We start from the raw sequence: 18421 nt of genomic DNA, 5'->3' as shown, positions 1-18421 counted from the left end.
AGCATCGAGCACAGAGGCCCCCGTGACTTCCCAAACAGCAGAGAAGCCCGCACGACGTTCGAGAGTCACTCTCGCGATCGCGATCGCGATCGTGGTCGTCCTGGCCATACTCTTCTTCGTCTTCTCCACCCTGTACACCGAGATCCTCTGGTACGACCAGCTCGGCTTCCTGAGCGTCCTGACCACGCAGTGGCTCGCCGGGGGAGTGATGTTCGTCATCGGCTTCCTCGCCATGGCCATCCCGGTCTGGGCCTCGATCGAGATCGCCTTCCGCTGGCGACCGGTCTACGCCAAGCTCAACTCGCAGCTCGACCGCTACCAGCAGGTCATCGAGCCCCTCCGCCGCCTCGCCACCTTCGGTGTGCCCGCGGTGCTCGGCCTCTTCGCCGGTGTGGCGACCGCCTCGCGCTGGCAGCTCACGCTGCAGTACCTCAACCGCACCGCGTTCGGTCAGACCGATCCGCAGTTCGGGATGGACATCTCGTTCTACATCTACGACCTGCCGTTCTGGCGGGGCGTGGTGGGCTTCGCCTCGGCCGTCGTGATCATCGCCGGTCTCGCGGGCATCGCCACCAGCTACCTGTACGGAGCGATCCGGTTCAGCCAGCGCGAGGTGCGCATCTCGAAGATCGCGCGCATCCAGATGGCCGTCACCGCCGCCGTCTACTTGCTGCTGCAGGCCGTCAGCATCTGGCTCGACCAGTTCGCCACCCTCGCCAACAGTTCCGGGTTGATCACGGGTGCGTCCTACTCCGACGTGAACGCCACGATCCCCGGCCTCCAGATCCTCGCCGGGATCGCGGGGCTGGTCGCGATCCTGTTCATCGTGGCCGCCGTCATCGGCCGGTGGCGCCTGCCGATCATCGGCACGGCGCTCTTGATCGTGAGCGCGCTGATCCTCGGCTCCCTCGCGCCCTGGGTGGTGCAGCGCTTCCAGGTCGACCCGAGCGAGCGCACGCTGGAGAGCACGTACATCCAGCGCAACATCGACATGACCCGTGACGCCTACGACGTCGCCGACGTGGAGGAGACGCCGTACGCGGCGACCACCACGGCCGAACAGGGCGCGCTGCGCAACGACGCGGCCACCACCGCGAACATCCGCATCCTCGACCCGGCGCTCGTGACCAAGTCGTTCCAGCAGCTGCAGCAGTTCCGGCAGTACTACCAGTTCCCGACCCACCTCGACGTCGACCGGTACGACATCGACGGCCAGGTGCAGGATGCGGTGGTCACCGTCCGCGACATCAACATCGACGCCCTGGGCTCGTCGGCCACCTGGTACAACCAGACCGTCGTCTACACCCACGGCTACGGCGTGGTCGCCGCCTACGGCAACCAGCGCTCGGCCGACGGCCAGCCCGTGTTCCTCGAGTCGGGCATCCCGTCGACCGGTGAGCTCGGTGACTTCGAGCCCCGCGTCTACTTCGGCGAGGACTCGCCGCCCTACTCGATCGTCGGCGGGCCCGAGGGCTCCTCGCAGATCGAGCTCGACTACCCGTCGGGCACCGACGGCGCCTCGCAGACCTACACGACCTTCCAGGGCGACGGCGGGCCGAAGCTCGACAACATCTTCAAGCGGCTGGTCTACGCGCTGAAGTTCCAGTCCGAGCAGATCTTCCTGTCGGATGCGGTGAACGACGACTCGCAGATCCTCTACGACCGCGACCCCGCCCAGCGCGTCTCCAAGGTCGCCCCGTACCTCACGATCGACTCCGACCCGTACCCCTCCGTCGTCGACGGCAAGGTGGTCTGGATCGTCGACGGGTACACGACCTCGTCGAACTACCCGTACTCGAAGGTGCAGTCGCTCAGCCAGACGATCGCCGACACGTACACGCCCTCGCCGGCCTACCCGGTCGACGACATCAACTACATCCGCAACTCGGTCAAGGCCACGGTCGACGCCTACGACGGCAAGGTCACGCTCTACGCGTGGGACGACAAGGACCCGCTGCTCCAGACCTGGGAGAAGATCTACCCGGCCACGGTCAAGCCGATCAGCGAGATGTCCGGTGCGCTGATGAGCCACGTGCGGTACCCGGCCGACCTGTTCAAGGTGCAGCGGTCGATCCTCGGCACCTACCACGTCACCGACGCGGGCTCCTTCTACTCGCAGGAAGACGCCTGGGCCACCCCGAACGACCCGACCTCGCCCTCGACGAACCCGACGCTGCAGCCGCCGTACTACCTGACGCTGCAGATGCCGACGCAGGATCAGCCGTCGTACTCGCTCTACTCCACGTTCATCCCGCAGACGCAGCAGGATGCGACCTCGTCGCGGAGCGTGCTCACCGGCTATCTCGCGGTCGACGCGAACGCGGGGGAGACGGCCGGCTCGAAGTCGGGCGACTACGGCAAGCTCCGGCTGCTGACCCTGCCGAAGGACGACACGATCCCGGGCCCCGGCCAGGTTCAGAACAGCTTCTCCTCCGATCCGGGGGTGAGTTCTGCCCTGAACCTGCTGCGGCAGGGCGAGAGCCAGGTGATCAGCGGAAACCTGCTGACGCTGCCGGTAGGCGGCGGTCTGCTCTACGTGCAGCCCGTGTACGTGCAGTCGCGTGGTGAGACGAGCTTCCCGCTGCTCCAGAAGGTGCTGGTCTCCTTCGGCAACAAGATCGCGTTCGAGTCGACCCTCGACGGCGCGCTGGACTCGTTGTTCGGCGGCGACTCGGGTGCCTCGGCCGGTGACGGCGGGGTGACCCCGACCGGTCCGGACACCGGGGGCACGGGCGGCACCGACACGGGCTCGGGCACCGGGACGGATGCGGCGACCGCCGACGCCCAGATCACCCAGGCCCTCGCTACGGCCCGTCAGGCCCTGGCCGACCGGGCGACCGCCCTCGCCGCCGGTGACTTCGCCGCCTACGGCGAAGCCGACCAGCGACTGCAGGATGCGATCAACGCGATCGACCAGGCGCTGCAAGCCCAGACCGGCGGAACCTCGACCACGGACGGGTCCGGCACCGACAGCGGGTCCACCCCGGCTCCCACCCCCACGCCGACTCCGGCAAGCTAGGGCGTCATAACGTGCAGTATCGTGCACTTAGGCTTGCTGAAAGCGCTTAAAGTGCACGATACTGCACTTATGGACTTGTACGATTCGAGTGCACTACCGGCGACCGCGGCGACGACGCAGGACCTGGAGGAGCGCCTCGGCGCACGGATCCGCGCGGTCCGGCTCTCCCGCAACCTGGAGCAGGCGGCGGTCGCCGAGCGAGCGGGCGTCAGCGTGCGCACGATCAAGAACCTCGAGGCCGGGCACGGGTCGAGCACGGCGACCCTGGTGAGGGTCGTCCGCGCCCTGGGGCGACTCGACTGGATCGACTCGCTCGCCCCCGCCGTGGCGGTCAGCCCGCTGCGGCTGCTGGCCCAGGAGCGCAAGCAGAGCGCGCCGAGACGGGCGTCGGGTCGACGCGCCGCCCGTGACGCATCCGACGGGGGCCGCTGATGGCCTACGCACCCGTCTCGGTCATCGAGGTGCGGGCCTGGGACCGGTTGGTGGGCGCGATCGCGCCGGATCCGGTCAGCGGCAGCTTCGCCTTCGAGTACGACCCGGCCTGGGTGGCCTCGGGGATCGAGCTCTCGCCGCTCAGCGCGCCGCTCGCCGACGGTGCGCGGGTCTTCTCCTCGCTGCCCGAGCCGACCTTCCACCGGCTCCCGCCGTTCATCGCCGACGCACTGCCGGACGACTTCGGCAACGCCCTGGTCACCGCCTACCTCGCGTCGCAGGGTGTCGAGCGCGGGTCGATCACCCCGCTCGACCGGCTCGCCTACCTCGGGCGCCGGGGGATGGGGGCACTGGAGTTCCGGCCGACCCGGGGACCGCAGCGGCGGAAGCCGACGGCCCTCGAGCTCTCCGACCTCGTCGTCGGCGCTCGGAGCGCCCTGTCGGGGCGGATCGAGGGTGACCGCGAGGCCGCGGCGGCCCTGGCCACGCTCATCCAGGTCGGCACCTCGGCCGGCGGCGCCCGAGCCAAGGCGATCATCGCCTGGAACCCGGAGACCGACGAGGTGCGCTCGGGTCAGCTGCCGGCGGAGGACGGCTTCGAGCACTGGATGATCAAGCTCGACGGGGTGGGCCGGGACAGCGAGCTCGGCAGCTCGTCGGGCTACGGCCGGATCGAGTACGCCTACTACCTGATGGCGACCGCGGCGGGGATCGAGATGTCGCCGTCGCGACTGCTCGAGGAGAACGGTCGCGCCCACTTCATGACCAAGCGCTTCGACCGCGGGCCCGACGACTCGAAGGTGCACCTGCAGACGCTGTGCGCGATGGCCGAGCTCGACTACAAGCAGCGGGGCACGCACGACTATTCCCAGTACTTCCAGGTCATCGCCCGGCTCGGCCTGCCGGGGGAGGCGCGCACCGAGGCCTTCCGACGGATGGTGTTCAACGTGCTCGCCCGCAACTGCGACGACCACACGAAGAACTTCTCGTTCCTCCTGGACCCGCCCGCGTCGGGGTCGGGTTCGGGATCGGCGGCGGGCATCGCGCCGGGCTGGCGGCTCGCCCCGGCCTACGACGTCACCTACGCCTTCAACCCCGCCGGCCAGTGGACCTACCAGCATCTGATGTCGGTCAACGGCGGGTTCGGCGAGATCTCCCGGGACGACGCGCTGGTGCTGGCCGACCGGTTCGAGGTGCCCGGGCGCACCGAGGCGATCGCCGCGGTGACGGCGGCGATCGCGCGCTGGCCCGAGTTCGCCGAGCGGGCCGGCCTCGCGCGGGAGGACGCCGAGCGGATCGCGACGACATTCCCACGGTGGTGACTGTGGTAGTGTCTTCTCTTGTGCCGCGGGGTGGAGCAGTTCGGTAGCTCGCTGGGCTCATAACCCAGAGGTCGCAGGTTCAAATCCTGTCCCCGCAACAAGAACGAGATCCGGTGCAGTGGAAACTGCACCGGATCTCGTCGTTTAACACCCCGTTCTAATTCACACCGCTTCGAGCGGATTGACTCAATCGCTGCTGAGGCAATCGTGGTAGGCAGGACATGAGGACCGGAGGACAGCATGGATCAGTCGCGTGACGATCTCTGACATCGACCCCGCAGGCTCGGCCGCCACGGGGGAGCTCCTCGACGGCCGCTACCTCCTCGAGTCCCGGATCGGCGCGGGCGGGATGGGTATCGTCTACCTCGCGCGCGACGAGGCCCTCGGCCGCACCGTCGCCGTGAAGGTGTTCCGGGAGGCGACCGCCGACTCGGTGCGGAGCGGTACCGAGACGCGGCTGCTGGCCTCGCTCAACCACCCGTCGCTGGTCACCCTCTTCGACGCCCAGACCGCCGCCGACCGCACGAACTACCTGGTGATGGAGTACGTCGAGGGCGCCACTCTGTCGGAGCGGGTCGCGTCCGGCCCGATCGGCCGCCACGACGCGGCCATGATGGCCCGCGACCTCGCCGAGGCGCTGCACGTCGTGCACCAGGCCGGGATCGTGCATCGCGACATCAAGCCGTCCAACGTGCTGCTCCGGCGTTCGCACGTGCCCGGCGAGGAGTTCCGGGCCAAGCTCGCCGACTTCGGGATCGCCTACCTGGTCGATTCGACCCGGCTCACCACACCCGGCACCCTGCTCGGCACCGCGGCCTACCTCAGCCCGGAGCAGGTGCGGGGCGAGGCCCCCGCGCCCGCATCGGACGTCTACGCGCTCGGGCTCGTGCTCCTCGAGGCGCTCACGGGTGAGCGCGCCTTCCCGCAGGCCGGTGCCCCCGCTGCCGCTCTGGCCCGGTTGAGCCGCGACCCGGTGGTGCCCGGCGAACTGGGCTACCCGTGGAAGTCGCTGCTGACCGGCATGACCTCGCGCGACCCGGCCGACCGGCCCTCCGCCCTCGACATCGTCGTGCGCGCCAACGCCCTCCTCCGCGACGACACGGTGCTCTCGGAACCGGTGGGCGCGCCGACCCAGGCGCTCGACCTCGCGACCGAGGTGCTGGATGCTGCTCCGACGGCCACCCGGGTGCGGGGTGCGGCTCCGACCGCCACCCCGGCGCGGGATGCGGACCCGACGGCGACCCGCGTGCTGGAGCCGGTCGCGCCGAGCGATCGTCGTCGGCGCCGTCCCCTCGTCGTCGTGCTGACCGGGGTGGCCGCGGGCGCCGTTCTGGTGGGGCTGGCTGTGTGGGGCCTGGCCGCATCCGTCGTCCCGTCCGGAACGGATTCGCCGGCCCAGGACGTCGGGTCGAGCACCGCACCGCTGCCGACCTCGGAGCCCGCCCAGACCGGAGAGGTCACCTCGGTGACCGACCCGGCGGTGACGAACGAGGATTCGGTGACCCCGGAGGACACCGCCCCCGCCGAGCCGGCCACCCCCGCGACCGACCCTCAGCCGGCCCCCGACGACAAAGGCAACAGCGGCCCCGGGGACAACAACGGGAACGGGAACGGGAACGGCAACGGCTCCGGCGGCGGGAACGGCCCCGGGAGCGGGAACGGCAAGAACAAGTAGCGCGGATCGCGCTCCTGTGCCTCGGGTGCTCAGACGTGCGATAGACTGAACAGGTAGCGCGGGGTGGAGCAGTTCGGTAGCTCGCTGGGCTCATAACCCAGAGGTCGCAGGTTCAAATCCTGTCCCCGCAACGGAGGCGAAGGCCCGGTCGGCAGACCGGGCCTTCGCGCTTTCCGCCAATTCACGAGGGATGGGTACGCGCACACCGTGACGATCGAGACGAACACCAGCACCGGCCTCGACCTCGACGCGGTGCGCCGCATCCGCTCGGACTTCCCGATCCTCGGGCGCTCGGTCAACGGGCATCCGCTGGTCTACCTCGACTCGGGTGCCACCTCGCAGAAACCGCGCCAGGTGATCGACCTCGAGCGGGCCTACTACGAGGAGACGAACTCGGCCGTGCACCGAGGTGCGCACACCCTCGCCGGCGAGGCGACCGAACTGTTCGAGGCCGCGCGCGCGACCGTGGCGCGCTTCGTGGGCGCCCGGGACGACGAGATCGTCTGGACCTCGAACGCGACCGAGGGCATCAACCTCATCGCCTATGGGATGTCGAACGCCTCGGTCGGCCGCGGGGGAGCCGCCGCGGAGCGCTTCCGGCTCGGCGCGGGCGACGAGATCGTGGTCACCGAGCTCGAGCACCACGCGAACCTCGTGCCCTGGCAGGAGCTGGCGTTCCGCACCGGGGCGACGCTGCGCGTGATCGGGTTGCACGACGACGGCGCCATCCGCCTCGACGAGGCCGAGCAGGTCATCGGCCCGAAGACGAAGGTGGTCGCGTTCTCGCACGTCTCGAACGTGCTGGGCGCGGTCAACCCGGTCGCCGAGCTGACCGCGCTGGCCCACGCGGCAGGCGCGCTCGTCGTGCTCGACGCCTGCCAGTCGGCCCCGCACCTGCCGCTGGACCTCCGCGCGCTCGACGTCGACTTCGCCGTCTTCTCCGGGCACAAGATGCTTGCGCCCACCGGGATCGGCGTGCTCTACGGGCGGTCGGAGCTGCTGAACGCGCTGCCCCCGTTCCTCACCGGCGGGTCGATGATCACCACGGTGGGTCTGACCGAGTCCGAGTTCCTGCCCGCCCCGCTGCGCTTCGAGGCGGGCACCCAGCGGGTCTCGCAGGCGATCGCGCTGGCGGCGGCCGTCGACTACCTCAGCGCGGTCGGGATGGACCGGATCGAGCTCTGGGAGGCCGACCTCGGCCGTCGTCTGGTCGAGGGTCTGAGCGCCGTCCCCGGAGTCCGGGTGCTCGGGCCGGGCCTCGGCGCGGAGCGGGTGGGGCTCGCGAGCTTCGTCGTCGACGGGGTGCACGCGCACGATGTCGGGCAGTTCCTCGACGACCGCGGCATCGCCGTGCGGGTCGGCCACCACTGCGCCCAACCCGTGCACCGCCGCTTCGGGGTGACCGCCACCACCCGGGCCAGCGGCTACCTCTACACGACCCCCGACGAGATCGACTCGGCGGTCGAGGCCGTCGCGGATTCGCGTCGCTTCTTCGGGGCCGTCTGATGGCGTCGCGCGAGCTGGAGAGCATGTACCAGCAGGTCATCCTCGACCACGCCAAGCAGAAGCACGGCTACGGCCTCCGCGACGGCGCCTCGGGGTCGTCGCACCAGGTCAACCCCACCTGCGGCGACGAGGTGACCCTCAGGGTGCACCGCGGCGCCGACGGCTCGATCGAGTCGCTCAGCTGGGAGGGGCAGGGCTGCTCGATCTCGACGGCCTCGGCCTCGGTGCTGAACGACCTCGTGCACGATCTCGGCGAGGACGACCTGACCCGGCGCATCCAGGCCTTCCGTGAGCTCATGCAGTCCAAGGGCACGATCGAGGGCGACGAGGAGCTGCTCGGCGACGCGGTCGCCCTGGGCGGGGTCTCGCGGTACGTCACCCGGATCAAGTGCGCGATGCTGCCCTGGGTGGCGCTCGAGGCGGCCCTCGCCTCCTGACGGCACCGGCCTCCCGCCGCGGAGGCACGCCCTAGGATCGCAGCATGAGCGAACCGGGGGCCGAACGTCGACGGCTGGCTGAGGCGGATGCGGGGGCGGCGGGCTGGCGCGACTGGGGTCCCTACCTCGCCGAGCGCGCCTGGGGCACGGTGCGGGAGGACTACAGCGCCGACGGCGACGCCTGGCGCTTCTTCCCGCACGATCACGCCCGTTCGCGCACCTACCGCTGGAACGAGGACGGGATGGCGGGCTTCTGCGACACCGGCCAGAGCTGGTGCCTCGGGCTCGCGCTGTGGAACGGCGTCGACCCGATCCTGAAGGAGCGGATGTACGGCCTCTCCGGCCCCGAGGGCAATCACGGCGAGGACGCCAAGGAGTACTGGTGGCATCTCGACGGCACCCCGACCCACTCCTGGCAGCGGTGGCGGTACCACTACCCGCAGCGCGAGTTCCCGTACGACGACCTGCTGGCCACGAACGCGGCGCGGTCGAAGGACCAACCGGAATACGAGCTCGCCGACACCGGGATCTTCGACGACGGGCGCTTCTGGATGGTCACGGTCGACCACGCGAAGGCCGACGCGCACGACCTGCTGATGCGGGTGACGATCGAGAACGCGGGGCCCGAGACCGCCACGATCCACGTGCTGCCCACGTTCTGGTTCCGGAACGTGTGGGACTGGGACCTGCCCGCCCCGGTCAAGCCGGGCATCCGTCGCTCGGGGCCGGGCGAGCTGACCGCCGACCGGCCCGACGGCGACGACCTGGTGCTCCGGATCGACGACCCCGACGTCGAGGCGCTGTTCTGCGAGAACGAGTCGAACCGCGAGCGGCTCTGGGGCGAGCCCTCGACGACGCCCTACCCGAAAGACGGGATCAACGATCACGTCGTCTCCGGGGCCGCCACCGTGAACCCGGCCGGCACCGGCACCAAGGCGGCCTTCCACGAGGTGCTCACCCTGGCGCCGGGCGAGACGCGGGTGCTGCGGCTGCGTCTGACGCGGGCTCAGGATGCGGGGGTTCAGGATGCGCGGGCTCGGGATGCGGGGGTTCAGGATGCGGGCGCCGACTCCGCCGCGTTCACCGACACCGCCGCGTTCGCCGACTTCGACGGGGTGATGGAGGCCCGGCTCGCCGAGGCCGACGAGTTCCACGCCTCGGTGCTGCCGGCCGGTGCCGACGCCGAGGAGGCCCGGATCGCGCGCCAGGCGTTCGCCGGGCTGCTCGCGTCGAAGCAGTTCTACCACCTCGACGTGCGCCGCTGGCTGGCCGGGGACCCGACCTCGCCGCCCCCGCCGCCCGCGCGCCGGGACCGCCGGAACGCCGACTGGCGGCACCTCTCCGGACACGACGTCATCCTGATGCCCGACGCGTGGGAGTACCCCTGGTTCGCCGCCTGGGACCTGGCGTTCCACTGCGTGACACTCGCCCACATCGACCCCGAGTTCGCCAAGGCCCAGCTCGTGCTCATGGTGCGCGAGTGGTACATGCACCCGAACGGCCAGCTGCCGGCCTACGAGTGGGACTTCGGCGACGTGAACCCGCCCATCGAGGCCTGGGCGGCGCTCCGGGTGTTCGAGATCGACGGGAGCCGGGACTACCGGTTCCTCGGCCGGGTGTTCCACAAGCTGCTGATGAACTTCACCTGGTGGACCAACAACAAGGATCACGGCGACAACAACCTGTTCGAGGGCGGGTTCATGGGGCTGGACAACATCGCCCCGCTCGATCGCTCGACCCTGCCGCCCGCCGTCGGGGTGCTCGAGCAGGCCGACGCGACGGCGTGGATGGCGACCTACGCGCTGAACCTGCTCGACATGGCGCTGCTGCTGACCTCGCACGATCCCGCCTACGAAGACGTGGCCACGAAGTTCTTCGAGCACTTCCTGGTGATCGCCGACTCGGCGAACGAGGCCGGGCTCTGGGACGAGGCGGACGCCTTCTACTACGACCTCCTGCACCTCGCCGACGGCCGGGACGTGCCGCTCAAGGTGCGGTCGCTCGTCGGGCTCGTCCCCGTGACGGCCGCGCTGGTCTTCGACCGGTCGAAGATGGGCCGGCTCGAGGAGTTCGTCGCCCGGGGGCGCTCGTTCCTGGAGCGGAACCCCTCGTTCCGGCAGTCGGTGCACGTGCGGTCGCACTCCGACGGGGTGACGAGCCTGCTCGCACTGGTCTCGCCCGAGCGGCTCGAGCGCATCCTCGCGGGTGTCGTCGACCCGGCGGGGATGCTCTCGCCCTACGGCGTCCGGAGCATCTCGGCGTGGCACCGCGACCATCCGTTCCGGGTCGAGGTCGGCGGTGCCGAGGCGGTCGTCGACTACGAGCCGGGGGAGTCGACCTCGGGGCTGTTCGGCGGCAACTCGAACTGGCGCGGGCCGGTCTGGTTCCCGCTCAACACGCTGATCATCGAGTCGCTCCGCGGCTACGACGAGAGCCTCGGCGAACCGCACCTCGTCGAGTACCCCGCGGGATCGGGCGAGCGGCGCACCTTCGGCCAGATCGCCGACGACCTCGCCCAGCGGCTGGTCTCGCTGTTCCGGTCGGTCGACGGCGTGCCGCGTCCGGCGGATGCGCGGTACCCGCTGCTGTCGTCGGATCCGCGCTGGCGGGAGAACATCGCGTTCTACGAGTACTTCCACGGCGACACCGGGCAGGGGCTCGGCGCCTCGCACCAGACGGGGTGGACTGCGCTGGTGGCGCACCTGATCATCACGCGGAGGCGTTAGGGCGCCGGGCGCTGCCGACGGGGCGGAACAGCGACCGCGGAACGGCGAGGAGGGCGAGCCCGAGCGCGAGCACGACCAGCCCGACGACGGCCGTCGGTTTGAGCGCCTCGCCGAGCACGAGGGTGCCGAGGAGCGTGGCGGTGAGTGGTTCGGCGAGGGTCAGGGTCGACACCGTCGCGGCGGGGAGCCGGCCCAGACCCCAGCCGAAGAGCAGATACGCCAGGGCCGTGGTGACGACGCCGAGCCAGAGCGCCAGGGCGAGGCCCTCGCCGGTGAGGAGCCAGCGGGTGTCGCCGGCGATCAGCAGCGGGATGCTCAGCACGGCGGCTCCGCCGAAGACCGCGCCCATGGTGACGGTCGGGCTCCAGCCGCGCTCGAGCAGCCCCTTGCTCGCCAGGGTGTAGACCGCGTAGGAGGCGCCCGCGCCGACCGACGCCAGGAGGCCGGGCAGGCTGACCGACGGGGTGCCGGAGGCGTCGATCCCGCCGCCGTTCCCCGGGTCGACCAGGCCGAGCGCGCCGCTGATCAAGGCGACGCCGACGGTCGCCACCAGGGTCGCGACGAGCCAGACCGCGCCCGGGAAGCGCCGGCGCAGGGCCCAGTCGAGGAGCCCCGTGATGATCGGTGCGGAACCCAGCGCCACGACCGTGCCGACCGCCACGCCGTTGCTCGCGGTGCCGGCGAAGAACGCGGGCTGGTAGGCGACGACCCCGAGCGCGGCGACCACTACGAGGATCCCGGATCGCACGCGGGACCTCGGCCGTCCGTCGTGGCGGGGCCCACGGGCCGCCCTGCCCGCGGAGACGAGACCGACGAGACCCAGGATGCCGCCGCCGATCAGGATCCGGGCGGCGCCGATCGAGCCGGCTGACGCATCCATCGGGCCGAAGGCCTGCGCGGTGCCCGTGGTGCCGAAGCACACGGCGGCCAGCAGGACGGCGAGGACGGGGAGCATGCCCGATTGTTACACAAAACTTCGATGCACGGACAGATCGCGGTCAGGCGCTCAGGGTGCGACGGTCGAGTACCCGATGACCACCACGGAGGCCAGTGCCACGACGGCCACGGCGCCGAACGTCACCGCCAGGAGGATGAGGCGCAGCCGCAGCGAACGCACCAGCAGTCGCACCTCGACCATCGCCAGATAGAGCAGCACGATCACCGCGATCGCCCAGAGCGCGATGCCGCTGGAGTTCACCTGCTGCAGCGCCCAGAGCAGCACGACCGAGATCGCCGCCATCAGCCCGCCGACGACGAGCCAGATCGTGCCGGTCGACGACGTGAGGGACGCCTGGTTGGTGACCTTCGTCGGGTCGTCGTCCATCCGGATCTCCTCGCTCAGCACGGGTTCGGCGAGCTGTGTTTCCAACAGATTACTCCTCGTGAAATGTCCCCCGTAATGGGGGACAAGACACCCGCGAAGAGGATAGGGTTCCACAAACGTTCACGCGACGAAGGGGATCACACGTGAAGCGACGTCATCGACGACTGACCGCATTCGGACTGGGCACGGGGGTGATGATCGCGGCGGTCGCCGGTGGCACGCAGGCCGCCTTCGCCGTGGATCCGGACGACCTCGAGTCCCGGGTGACCGTCGAGGGGGTGATGACCCACCTCGCGGCGCTGCAGTCGATCGCCGACGCCAACGACGGCAACCGCGCGATCGGCACCGCGGGCTACGAGGCCAGCGGCGCCTACGTGGAGAGCGTGCTCACGGCCGCCGGCTACACCCCGGTGCGTCAGGACTTCCAGGCCACGACGCAGTCCATCGACGCGTTCTCGATCACCCTGATGGGCACCACGACCGATCTGACCACGCCGGATCCCCAGCGCATCCCGATGGAGGGCACGCCCGCGACGCAGACGGCCGGAATCGTGGCGGTTCCGCTGGTCGCTCCGGCGACCGCGACCGGGTGCGACGCGGATGCCTGGGGCGGGGTCTCCGCCGTGGGCGCCGTCGCGGTGATCAGCCGCGGGATCTGCTCGTTCGCCGAGAAGTCGGCCGCTGCGGCGGCTGCGGGCGCCTCCGCAGCCCTGATCTACAACAACGAGGCCGGGCCCCTGAACGGAACCCTCGGCGAGCAGGTGCCCGGTCTGGTGCCGACCGTCGGCCTCACGCAGGACGAGGGGGTGGCCGTGGTCGCCGCCCTGGGCTCCGCCACGCCGCCGACCGTCGACCTGCAGCTGCAGGAGACCACGACGACCGTCGACACCTTCAACATCATCGCCGAGACGCCGACGGGCGACCCGACGAACACGGTCATGCTCGGGGCGCACCTGGACTCGGTGCCGGAAGGCCCGGGCATCAACGACAACGGCAGCGGCTCGGCCGCCATCCTCGAGACCGCGGTGCAGCTGGCCGCCTCGGGTCCGCTGAACAACCAGGTGCGCTTCGCCTGGTGGGGCGCCGAGGAGGTCGGGCTGGTCGGTTCGGCGCACTACGTCGACGACCTCGCGGAGAACGACCCGCAGGAGCTCGAGGAGATCGCGACGTACCTCAACTTCGACATGGTCGCCTCGCCGAACTACGTGATCAGCGTCTACGACGCCGACCAGTCGACCTTCGAGGCGCCCGTCGAGGTGCCGGAGGGTTCCATCGCCACGGAGAAGGCCTTCACCGACTACTTCGACGCCTCGGGCCAGGCGTGGATCGACACGGCCTTCGACTCGCGGAGCGACTACGACGCGTTCATCTCCTACGGCGTGCCGGCCTCGGGGCTGTTCACCGGCGCCGACGAGGTGAAGACGCCGGAGCAGGTCGCCCTGTTCGGCGGCACCGCGGGCATCACGCAGGATCCGAACTACCATTCGGCCGGCGACAACCTCGCCAACGTCAACCAGGAGGCCCTCGGCATCATGCTCGGGGCGATCTCCTCGGTCACGGGTTCGCTCGCGAACGACACCTCGGCGATCAACGGGCGGGTGACCGCTCCGGTCGTCGTCCCGCCGGTGGCCACGCCGACGCCGACCGTGGTGCCTGCGGCAGCGGCACCCGCCGATCCGCAGCTCGCGGCGACCGGCGCCGGCGACGGGGTGGCCTCGGGCGTCCTCGCCGGGTCGGTGCTGGTGCTCGGGCTGGGGCTCGTGCTGGCGGTCCGCCGTCGGCGCGTGCGCGAGGTGTCCGCCGAGTAGCGCGACGCATCCCATCGAGCGGCCGGCTCGTCTGAGGGCCGGCCGGCCGCTAGGTGGAAAGTACTCACAGAGGGCGATGGCCGCCCGAACCTACCGTGGGGGGATGGCACTTCGAACCACCTCCCGCATCGGGCTCGCAACCGCGGCCGTCGCCCTTCTCGCATCCGGAATCTCGGCCGCCCCGCTCGCGGCCTCGCCCGGCCATGCCGCATCCTCGGGCGCGGCCCAGACCGTCAACGTGATGGCTCCGCTCTGGATCGACGACTGGGCCTCCTCGGGCCCGGAATGGTTGGCGTTCACCGACTCGCTCGCGGTCGCCCAGGGCCAGGGCGTCGACGCGGTCGCGGTCGACGTCTGGTGGGGCAAGGCGGAACCCGCCCGGGGCTCGTTCGACTGGAGCTACTACGACAAGCTGTTCGCGGCCGTCACGTCGGCCGGGCTCGAGCTCGTGCCGATGATGTCGTTCCATCAGTGCGGTGGCAATGTCGGCGACACCTGCGACATCCCGGTCCCCGGGTGGGTGTTCGAGCCGGTGCAGATCTGCGGTGTGGCCGGGTGGTGCAGCGCTCTGCCGGCCGACAACGCGTGGGTGAGCGAGTACGGGAACGTCGATCGGGAATCGACGTCACCCTGGGGGCTCGGTGCCTCGCGCACGGTGGACGACATGGGCGACTTCATGGAGGCGTTCGAGCAGCACTACAGCTCGGGATCGACCGACTACCGGGGGAGCATCCAGGAGATCACGGTGAGCACCGGCCCGGCCGGCGAGCTGCGGTACCCCTCGTACGCGACCCACGACGCCAAGGTGCCGGGAGACCCGGCGGGGTACCCCAACCGCGGCACCTTCCAGAGCTACTCGCCGTCGGCGATCACCGCCTTCGCCGATTGGGCGGTCGCGCGCTACGGGTCGGTCGCCGGGGTGGCGACGGCCTGGGGCATCCCGGGGCTGACCTACGGGGCCATCACCCCGCCCACCGACCACGACCGCTTCATCACCTCGGGCGCGTACCGCTCGCTGCGGTACGGCAAGGACTTCACGCGCTGGTACAGCGAGAGCCTGCTCCGGCACGGGCGCGAGGTGATGCTCGAGGCGATCGGCGCCTTCGACGACGAGTTCGCGAACGTGCCGCTCGGTCTCAAGGTGCCGGGAGTGCACTGGCAGACCATGGCGACCAGCCCCATCCGCCGCGCGCCCGAGGTGGCGGCCGGGCTCATCCACACCGATCAGGCCTACGACGACGCCTCGACGGGGCACGGGTACGACGGCATCCTCGCGCTCGTGCACGATCTCGACACCCGCGGTGACGGGGTCTCGCCGAGGCACCACGTCATCCTGCACTTCACCGCGCTCGAGATGCCGGACGGGCGGGAGTGGGACACCGGCTCACACGCCTACTCGGATGCGGCCTCCCTGGTGAACTGGGTCGGGGAGGCGGCCCGGCGTGCGCACGTGACGCTCAAGGGCGAGAACGCCCTGAGCGGCAACCTCGGCTCGGTCGGCACCTCGTCGACGGTGGGCTGGTCGCACATCCGCGACGCGTTCTCGGGGTCGCCGGCGGCGTACTCGGGCCTGACGATCCTGAGGATCGGCGACGTCACGGCGTCGGGGACGGCCCGCGGGGAGTTCGAGCGCTTCATCCGCGACTTCCACTGAGCGGTGGTCGCGCTTGGGCTCGGGCCTCTGCCCCGGGCGTGCGCGATGCGGGGTGGTCGCGTCGTCAGAGGTGGGTGATGCCGCTGCCGACGACGACCACCCCGAGCACGAGCAGCACGATGGTGGTGACGGTCGCGCTGTTGCCCTCGATCCAGACGCGGGTGCGTTCGAGAGGAGTCCTCATCCGCTCCGGGTCGACCAGGGTGAAGATGATCGGCGCAGCCAGGGTCGAGATGCCGAGGAGGGTGAAGATGGCGATCGCCACCGCATCCAGGCCCACAGTCACATTGCCGGCACCGATCGCCACCCCGGCGGCGAGCGTGAGCAGCAGGTTCTTCGGTCGCAGCATGAGGATGACGCCGACGCCGAAGGACGGGATCGGTCCCAGGCTGGTCACCTTCGTCAGCCAGGCGACCATGCCCGAGGCCGTGGCCGGGGCGGCATCCGGATCGAGGTCGGTCGCGGCGGGCAGGTTCGAGCCCGGCCGACCCGCCTGGCGGGCTCGGGCGGTGTCGGTGTGGTGGGCGGCCTGCGCCTCGTGAGCGGCGCGGGCGGCGGCACGCCCGCGGCTCCAGCGCACCGCGGCGAGCACCAGCAGCGCGAGGCCGAGCACGATCTCGATCGTCGCGAAGAGCACGCTCTGGCTGGAGGGCGGCGGGGGCGGCAGCAGCGAGGCCACGGCGCTGAACAACGTGGTGAGACCGGCGAGGCCGACCGCGGCGCCGATCAGATAGGTCAGGCTCGACCACCGGCCGCGCGGCGAGAGCAGGATCAGGACCATCACGACGATCGGCACCGAACTCAGGGCGACGCCGACGGCGATCGGCAGGATGTGTCCGATGATTCCCGCCATGGCGTCATTCTAGGAGGCGTCGGCACCCGGCTGCGGGCCGACGCGTAGGCTGTCCCCGTGAGCCGGCCGACGACGCACCCGCCCCTCACGCCGCCCCTGCCGCGGAGCACCGAAGCGCCGACTCGCGCACGGGCCCCGCTGACGGGCGCACCACCGGCACAGGGGCTGGTGGCCCGGGTGCGGCAGGCGCGGGCGCAGCTGGCGCAGGCGGGGCTCAGTGCACAGCTGGTGCGGCGCTTCGTGACGGCACGGTGGGCCGGCCGGTTCCGCTCGCGGGCCGCGTTCGACGCCTGGCAGGAGCGCCGCGTGCGGGCCTACCGCCGGCGGCTCACCGAGGCGCCCTACTACCGGGCGCTTCGCGACGCGGCCGGCCCCGGCACGCGGGTGCGGCTGCCGGTTGTCGACAAGACGGTGCACCTCGAGCACTTCGACGGGCTCAACACCCGCGGCATCCGGCTGGCCGACGCCCTCGCCGTCGGGCTCGAGGCGGAGCACAGCCGCGACTTCAGCCCCACGATCGACGGCGACCTCACGGTCGGGCTGTCCAGCGGTACCTCGGGCCGGCGCGGCGTCTTCCTGGTCAGCCCCCGCGAGCGGGCGCTGTGGGCCGGCACGGTGCTCGGCCGGCTGCTGGACGCCGCGACGGTGCGCCAAATCCTCCTCCTGTGGCGGCCTCCGCTCAGGATCGCGTTCTTCCTCCGCGCCGGCGGAGGGCTCTACGAATCGGTCGCGAGCTCGCGGGTGCGCTTCACCTTCCACGACCTGACCGATTCGTTCGACGCCCACGTGGCCGAGCTCGAGGCCGCGGTCGACTCGGGTCGGGGGCCGGACCTGCTCGTGGCGCCCGCCTCGGTGCTGGATGCGCTGGCCCGACGCGCGGGATCGGGAACCCTGCGCATCCGGCCGCGGCTCGTCGTCTCGGTCGCCGAGGTGCTCGAGCCCGACACGGCACTCCGGGTGCAGCGGGCGTGGGGTCGGCCACCCCGCCAGGTCTACCAGGCGACGGAGGGGCTGCTCGCGCTCAGCTGCGAGCACGGCGCCCTGCACCTCAACGAGGAGACCGTGCGGTTCGAGCGCGAGTGGCAGGGCGAGGATCGGACCCGGTTCGTGCCGATCGTCACCGATTTCGAGCGGCGGACGCAGCTGATCGCGCGGTACCGACTCGATGACGTGCTGCGGATCGACCCCTCGGCACCCGAGCGGTGCGCCTGCGGGCGCGTGACCACCGTGCTCGCGGGTGTCGACGGCCGGGAGGACTCGGTGCTCCACCTGCCGAGCACCGACGGCCGGTCGGTGGTCGAGGTGTTCCCGGATGCGGTGCGCCGCGCCCTGGCGGTCGGCTCGGCCTCGTACGCCGACTGGCGCATCCGGCAGCGAGGCCTCGACCTGCACGTGCGGCTCGAGGATCCGGAGGAGGGCGCCCCGGCGGCGGTGACGGCGGCGCTGGACGTGCTGCTGCGCTCGTACGGCTGCCACGCGACGATCGTCGTGGACGACTGGGAGGCCGAGGATCCGGGCGTGAAGCGCCGCCGCATCGTGCGGGAGCACGCGCCGTGACGGCTGCCGGGCCGGGGGAGACCCGGCCAGAGGGTCACCTCGGCGGTCGTGCCGAAGGTCGCCCGGAGGATCGTGCCGAAGCGCGTGCAGAGGATCCTGCTGCGGGGC

Annotated in this window: 13 protein-coding genes and 2 tRNA genes; 12 read left to right on the top strand and 3 right to left on the bottom strand. The window is 71.1% G+C overall.

All coding sequences use genetic code 11. From position 1 onward, the window contains the following. Positions 1-22: 22 nt before the first annotated feature. From AC59HU_RS08640 to AC59HU_RS08600, 9 genes are all read left to right on the top strand, one after another. Positions 23-3019 (top strand): UPF0182 family membrane protein, encoded by a 2997-nt coding sequence (locus tag AC59HU_RS08640; RefSeq protein WP_497222980.1) that lies wholly within the window; start codon positions 23-25, stop codon positions 3017-3019. A 69-nt stretch (positions 3020-3088) separates the two neighbouring features. Next, positions 3089-3451: a helix-turn-helix domain-containing protein gene (locus AC59HU_RS08635; RefSeq protein ID WP_497222979.1), complete on the top strand. Its 363-nt coding sequence runs from the start codon at positions 3089-3091 to the stop codon at positions 3449-3451. Further along, on the top strand, positions 3451-4773 hold the full coding sequence (locus tag AC59HU_RS08630; RefSeq protein ID WP_497222978.1) for a type II toxin-antitoxin system HipA family toxin: 1323 nt from the start codon (positions 3451-3453) through the stop codon (positions 4771-4773). The genes AC59HU_RS08635 and AC59HU_RS08630 overlap by 1 nt, the downstream gene beginning before the upstream one ends. A gap of 24 nt (positions 4774-4797) precedes the next feature. Then, positions 4798-4871 (top strand) — tRNA-Met (locus tag AC59HU_RS08625). Positions 4872-5026: 155 nt separating this feature from the next. After that, positions 5027-6448 carry a serine/threonine-protein kinase gene (locus tag AC59HU_RS08620; RefSeq protein WP_497222977.1) on the top strand — a complete coding sequence of 474 codons (1422 nt, stop codon included), beginning with the start codon at positions 5027-5029 and terminating at the stop codon, positions 6446-6448. 57 nt (positions 6449-6505) lie between these two features. Next, positions 6506-6579, top strand: a tRNA-Met gene (locus tag AC59HU_RS08615). Positions 6580-6655: 76 nt separating this feature from the next. After that, positions 6656-7954 (top strand): cysteine desulfurase, encoded by a 1299-nt coding sequence (locus AC59HU_RS08610; protein WP_497222976.1) that lies wholly within the window; start codon positions 6656-6658, stop codon positions 7952-7954. Continuing rightward, a complete protein-coding gene (gene sufU, locus AC59HU_RS08605) occupies positions 7954-8391 on the top strand; it encodes a Fe-S cluster assembly sulfur transfer protein SufU (protein WP_497222975.1) in 438 nt (145 codons plus the stop codon). The genes AC59HU_RS08610 and sufU overlap by 1 nt, the downstream gene beginning before the upstream one ends. A 44-nt stretch (positions 8392-8435) precedes the next feature. Continuing rightward, positions 8436-11117, top strand: a complete 2682-nt coding sequence (locus AC59HU_RS08600; protein WP_497222974.1) for an MGH1-like glycoside hydrolase domain-containing protein — start codon at positions 8436-8438, stop codon at positions 11115-11117. Here AC59HU_RS08600 and AC59HU_RS08595 read toward each other — a convergent pair. After that, positions 11101-12072: a DMT family transporter gene (locus tag AC59HU_RS08595; protein WP_497222973.1), complete on the bottom strand. Its 972-nt coding sequence runs from the start codon at positions 12070-12072 to the stop codon at positions 11101-11103. The two genes, AC59HU_RS08600 and AC59HU_RS08595, sit on opposite strands and share 17 nt — an antisense overlap. Before the next feature lie 51 nt (positions 12073-12123). Continuing rightward, complete coding sequence (locus AC59HU_RS08590; protein WP_497222972.1) at positions 12124-12486, bottom strand: hypothetical protein; 363 nt, start codon at positions 12484-12486, stop codon at positions 12124-12126. Between the two features lie 98 nt (positions 12487-12584). Between AC59HU_RS08590 and AC59HU_RS08585 the strand changes: the two genes are divergently transcribed. Continuing rightward, positions 12585-14249, top strand: coding sequence for a M20/M25/M40 family metallo-hydrolase (locus AC59HU_RS08585; protein ID WP_497222971.1), 1665 nt, complete (start codon positions 12585-12587; stop codon positions 14247-14249). A gap of 103 nt (positions 14250-14352) precedes the next feature. Continuing rightward, positions 14353-15903 (top strand): family 14 glycosylhydrolase, encoded by a 1551-nt coding sequence (locus AC59HU_RS08580; RefSeq protein WP_497222970.1) that lies wholly within the window; start codon positions 14353-14355, stop codon positions 15901-15903. Positions 15904-15967: 64 nt separating this feature from the next. On the opposite strand, the gene AC59HU_RS08575 is transcribed toward AC59HU_RS08580, so the two are convergent. Next, positions 15968-16756 carry a GAP family protein gene (locus tag AC59HU_RS08575; RefSeq protein ID WP_497222969.1) on the bottom strand — a complete coding sequence of 263 codons (789 nt, stop codon included), beginning with the start codon at positions 16754-16756 and terminating at the stop codon, positions 15968-15970. A gap of 57 nt (positions 16757-16813) precedes the next feature. Here AC59HU_RS08575 and AC59HU_RS08570 point away from each other — a divergent pair, with 57 nt between their 5' ends. Next, the gene (locus AC59HU_RS08570) at positions 16814-18313 is read left to right on the top strand and encodes a F390 synthetase-related protein (RefSeq protein ID WP_497222968.1); all 1500 of its coding nucleotides are present in this window, start codon (positions 16814-16816) and stop codon (positions 18311-18313) included. Positions 18314-18421: the final 108 nt, after the last annotated feature.

Source organism: Herbiconiux sp. 320_LB (assembly GCF_059691755.1).
This window is presented reverse-complemented; position numbering and strand designations above follow the sequence as displayed.

Bases quoted from the DNA above. Each gene is read 5' to 3' on its own strand.
- AC59HU_RS08595 (WP_497222973.1), bottom strand. From the start codon at position 12,072: ATGCTCCCCGTCCTCGCCGTCCTGCTGGCCGCCGTGTGCTTCGGCACC.
- AC59HU_RS08575 (WP_497222969.1), bottom strand. From the start codon at position 16,756: ATGGCGGGAATCATCGGACACATCCTGCCGATCGCCGTCGGCGTCGCC.
- AC59HU_RS08600 (WP_497222974.1), top strand. From the start codon at position 8,436: ATGAGCGAACCGGGGGCCGAACGTCGACGGCTGGCTGAGGCGGATGCG.
- sufU (WP_497222975.1), top strand. From the start codon at position 7,954: ATGGCGTCGCGCGAGCTGGAGAGCATGTACCAGCAGGTCATCCTCGAC.
- AC59HU_RS08580 (WP_497222970.1), top strand. From the start codon at position 14,353: ATGGCACTTCGAACCACCTCCCGCATCGGGCTCGCAACCGCGGCCGTC.
- AC59HU_RS08635 (WP_497222979.1), top strand. From the start codon at position 3,089: ATGGACTTGTACGATTCGAGTGCACTACCGGCGACCGCGGCGACGACG.
- AC59HU_RS08630 (WP_497222978.1), top strand. From the start codon at position 3,451: ATGGCCTACGCACCCGTCTCGGTCATCGAGGTGCGGGCCTGGGACCGG.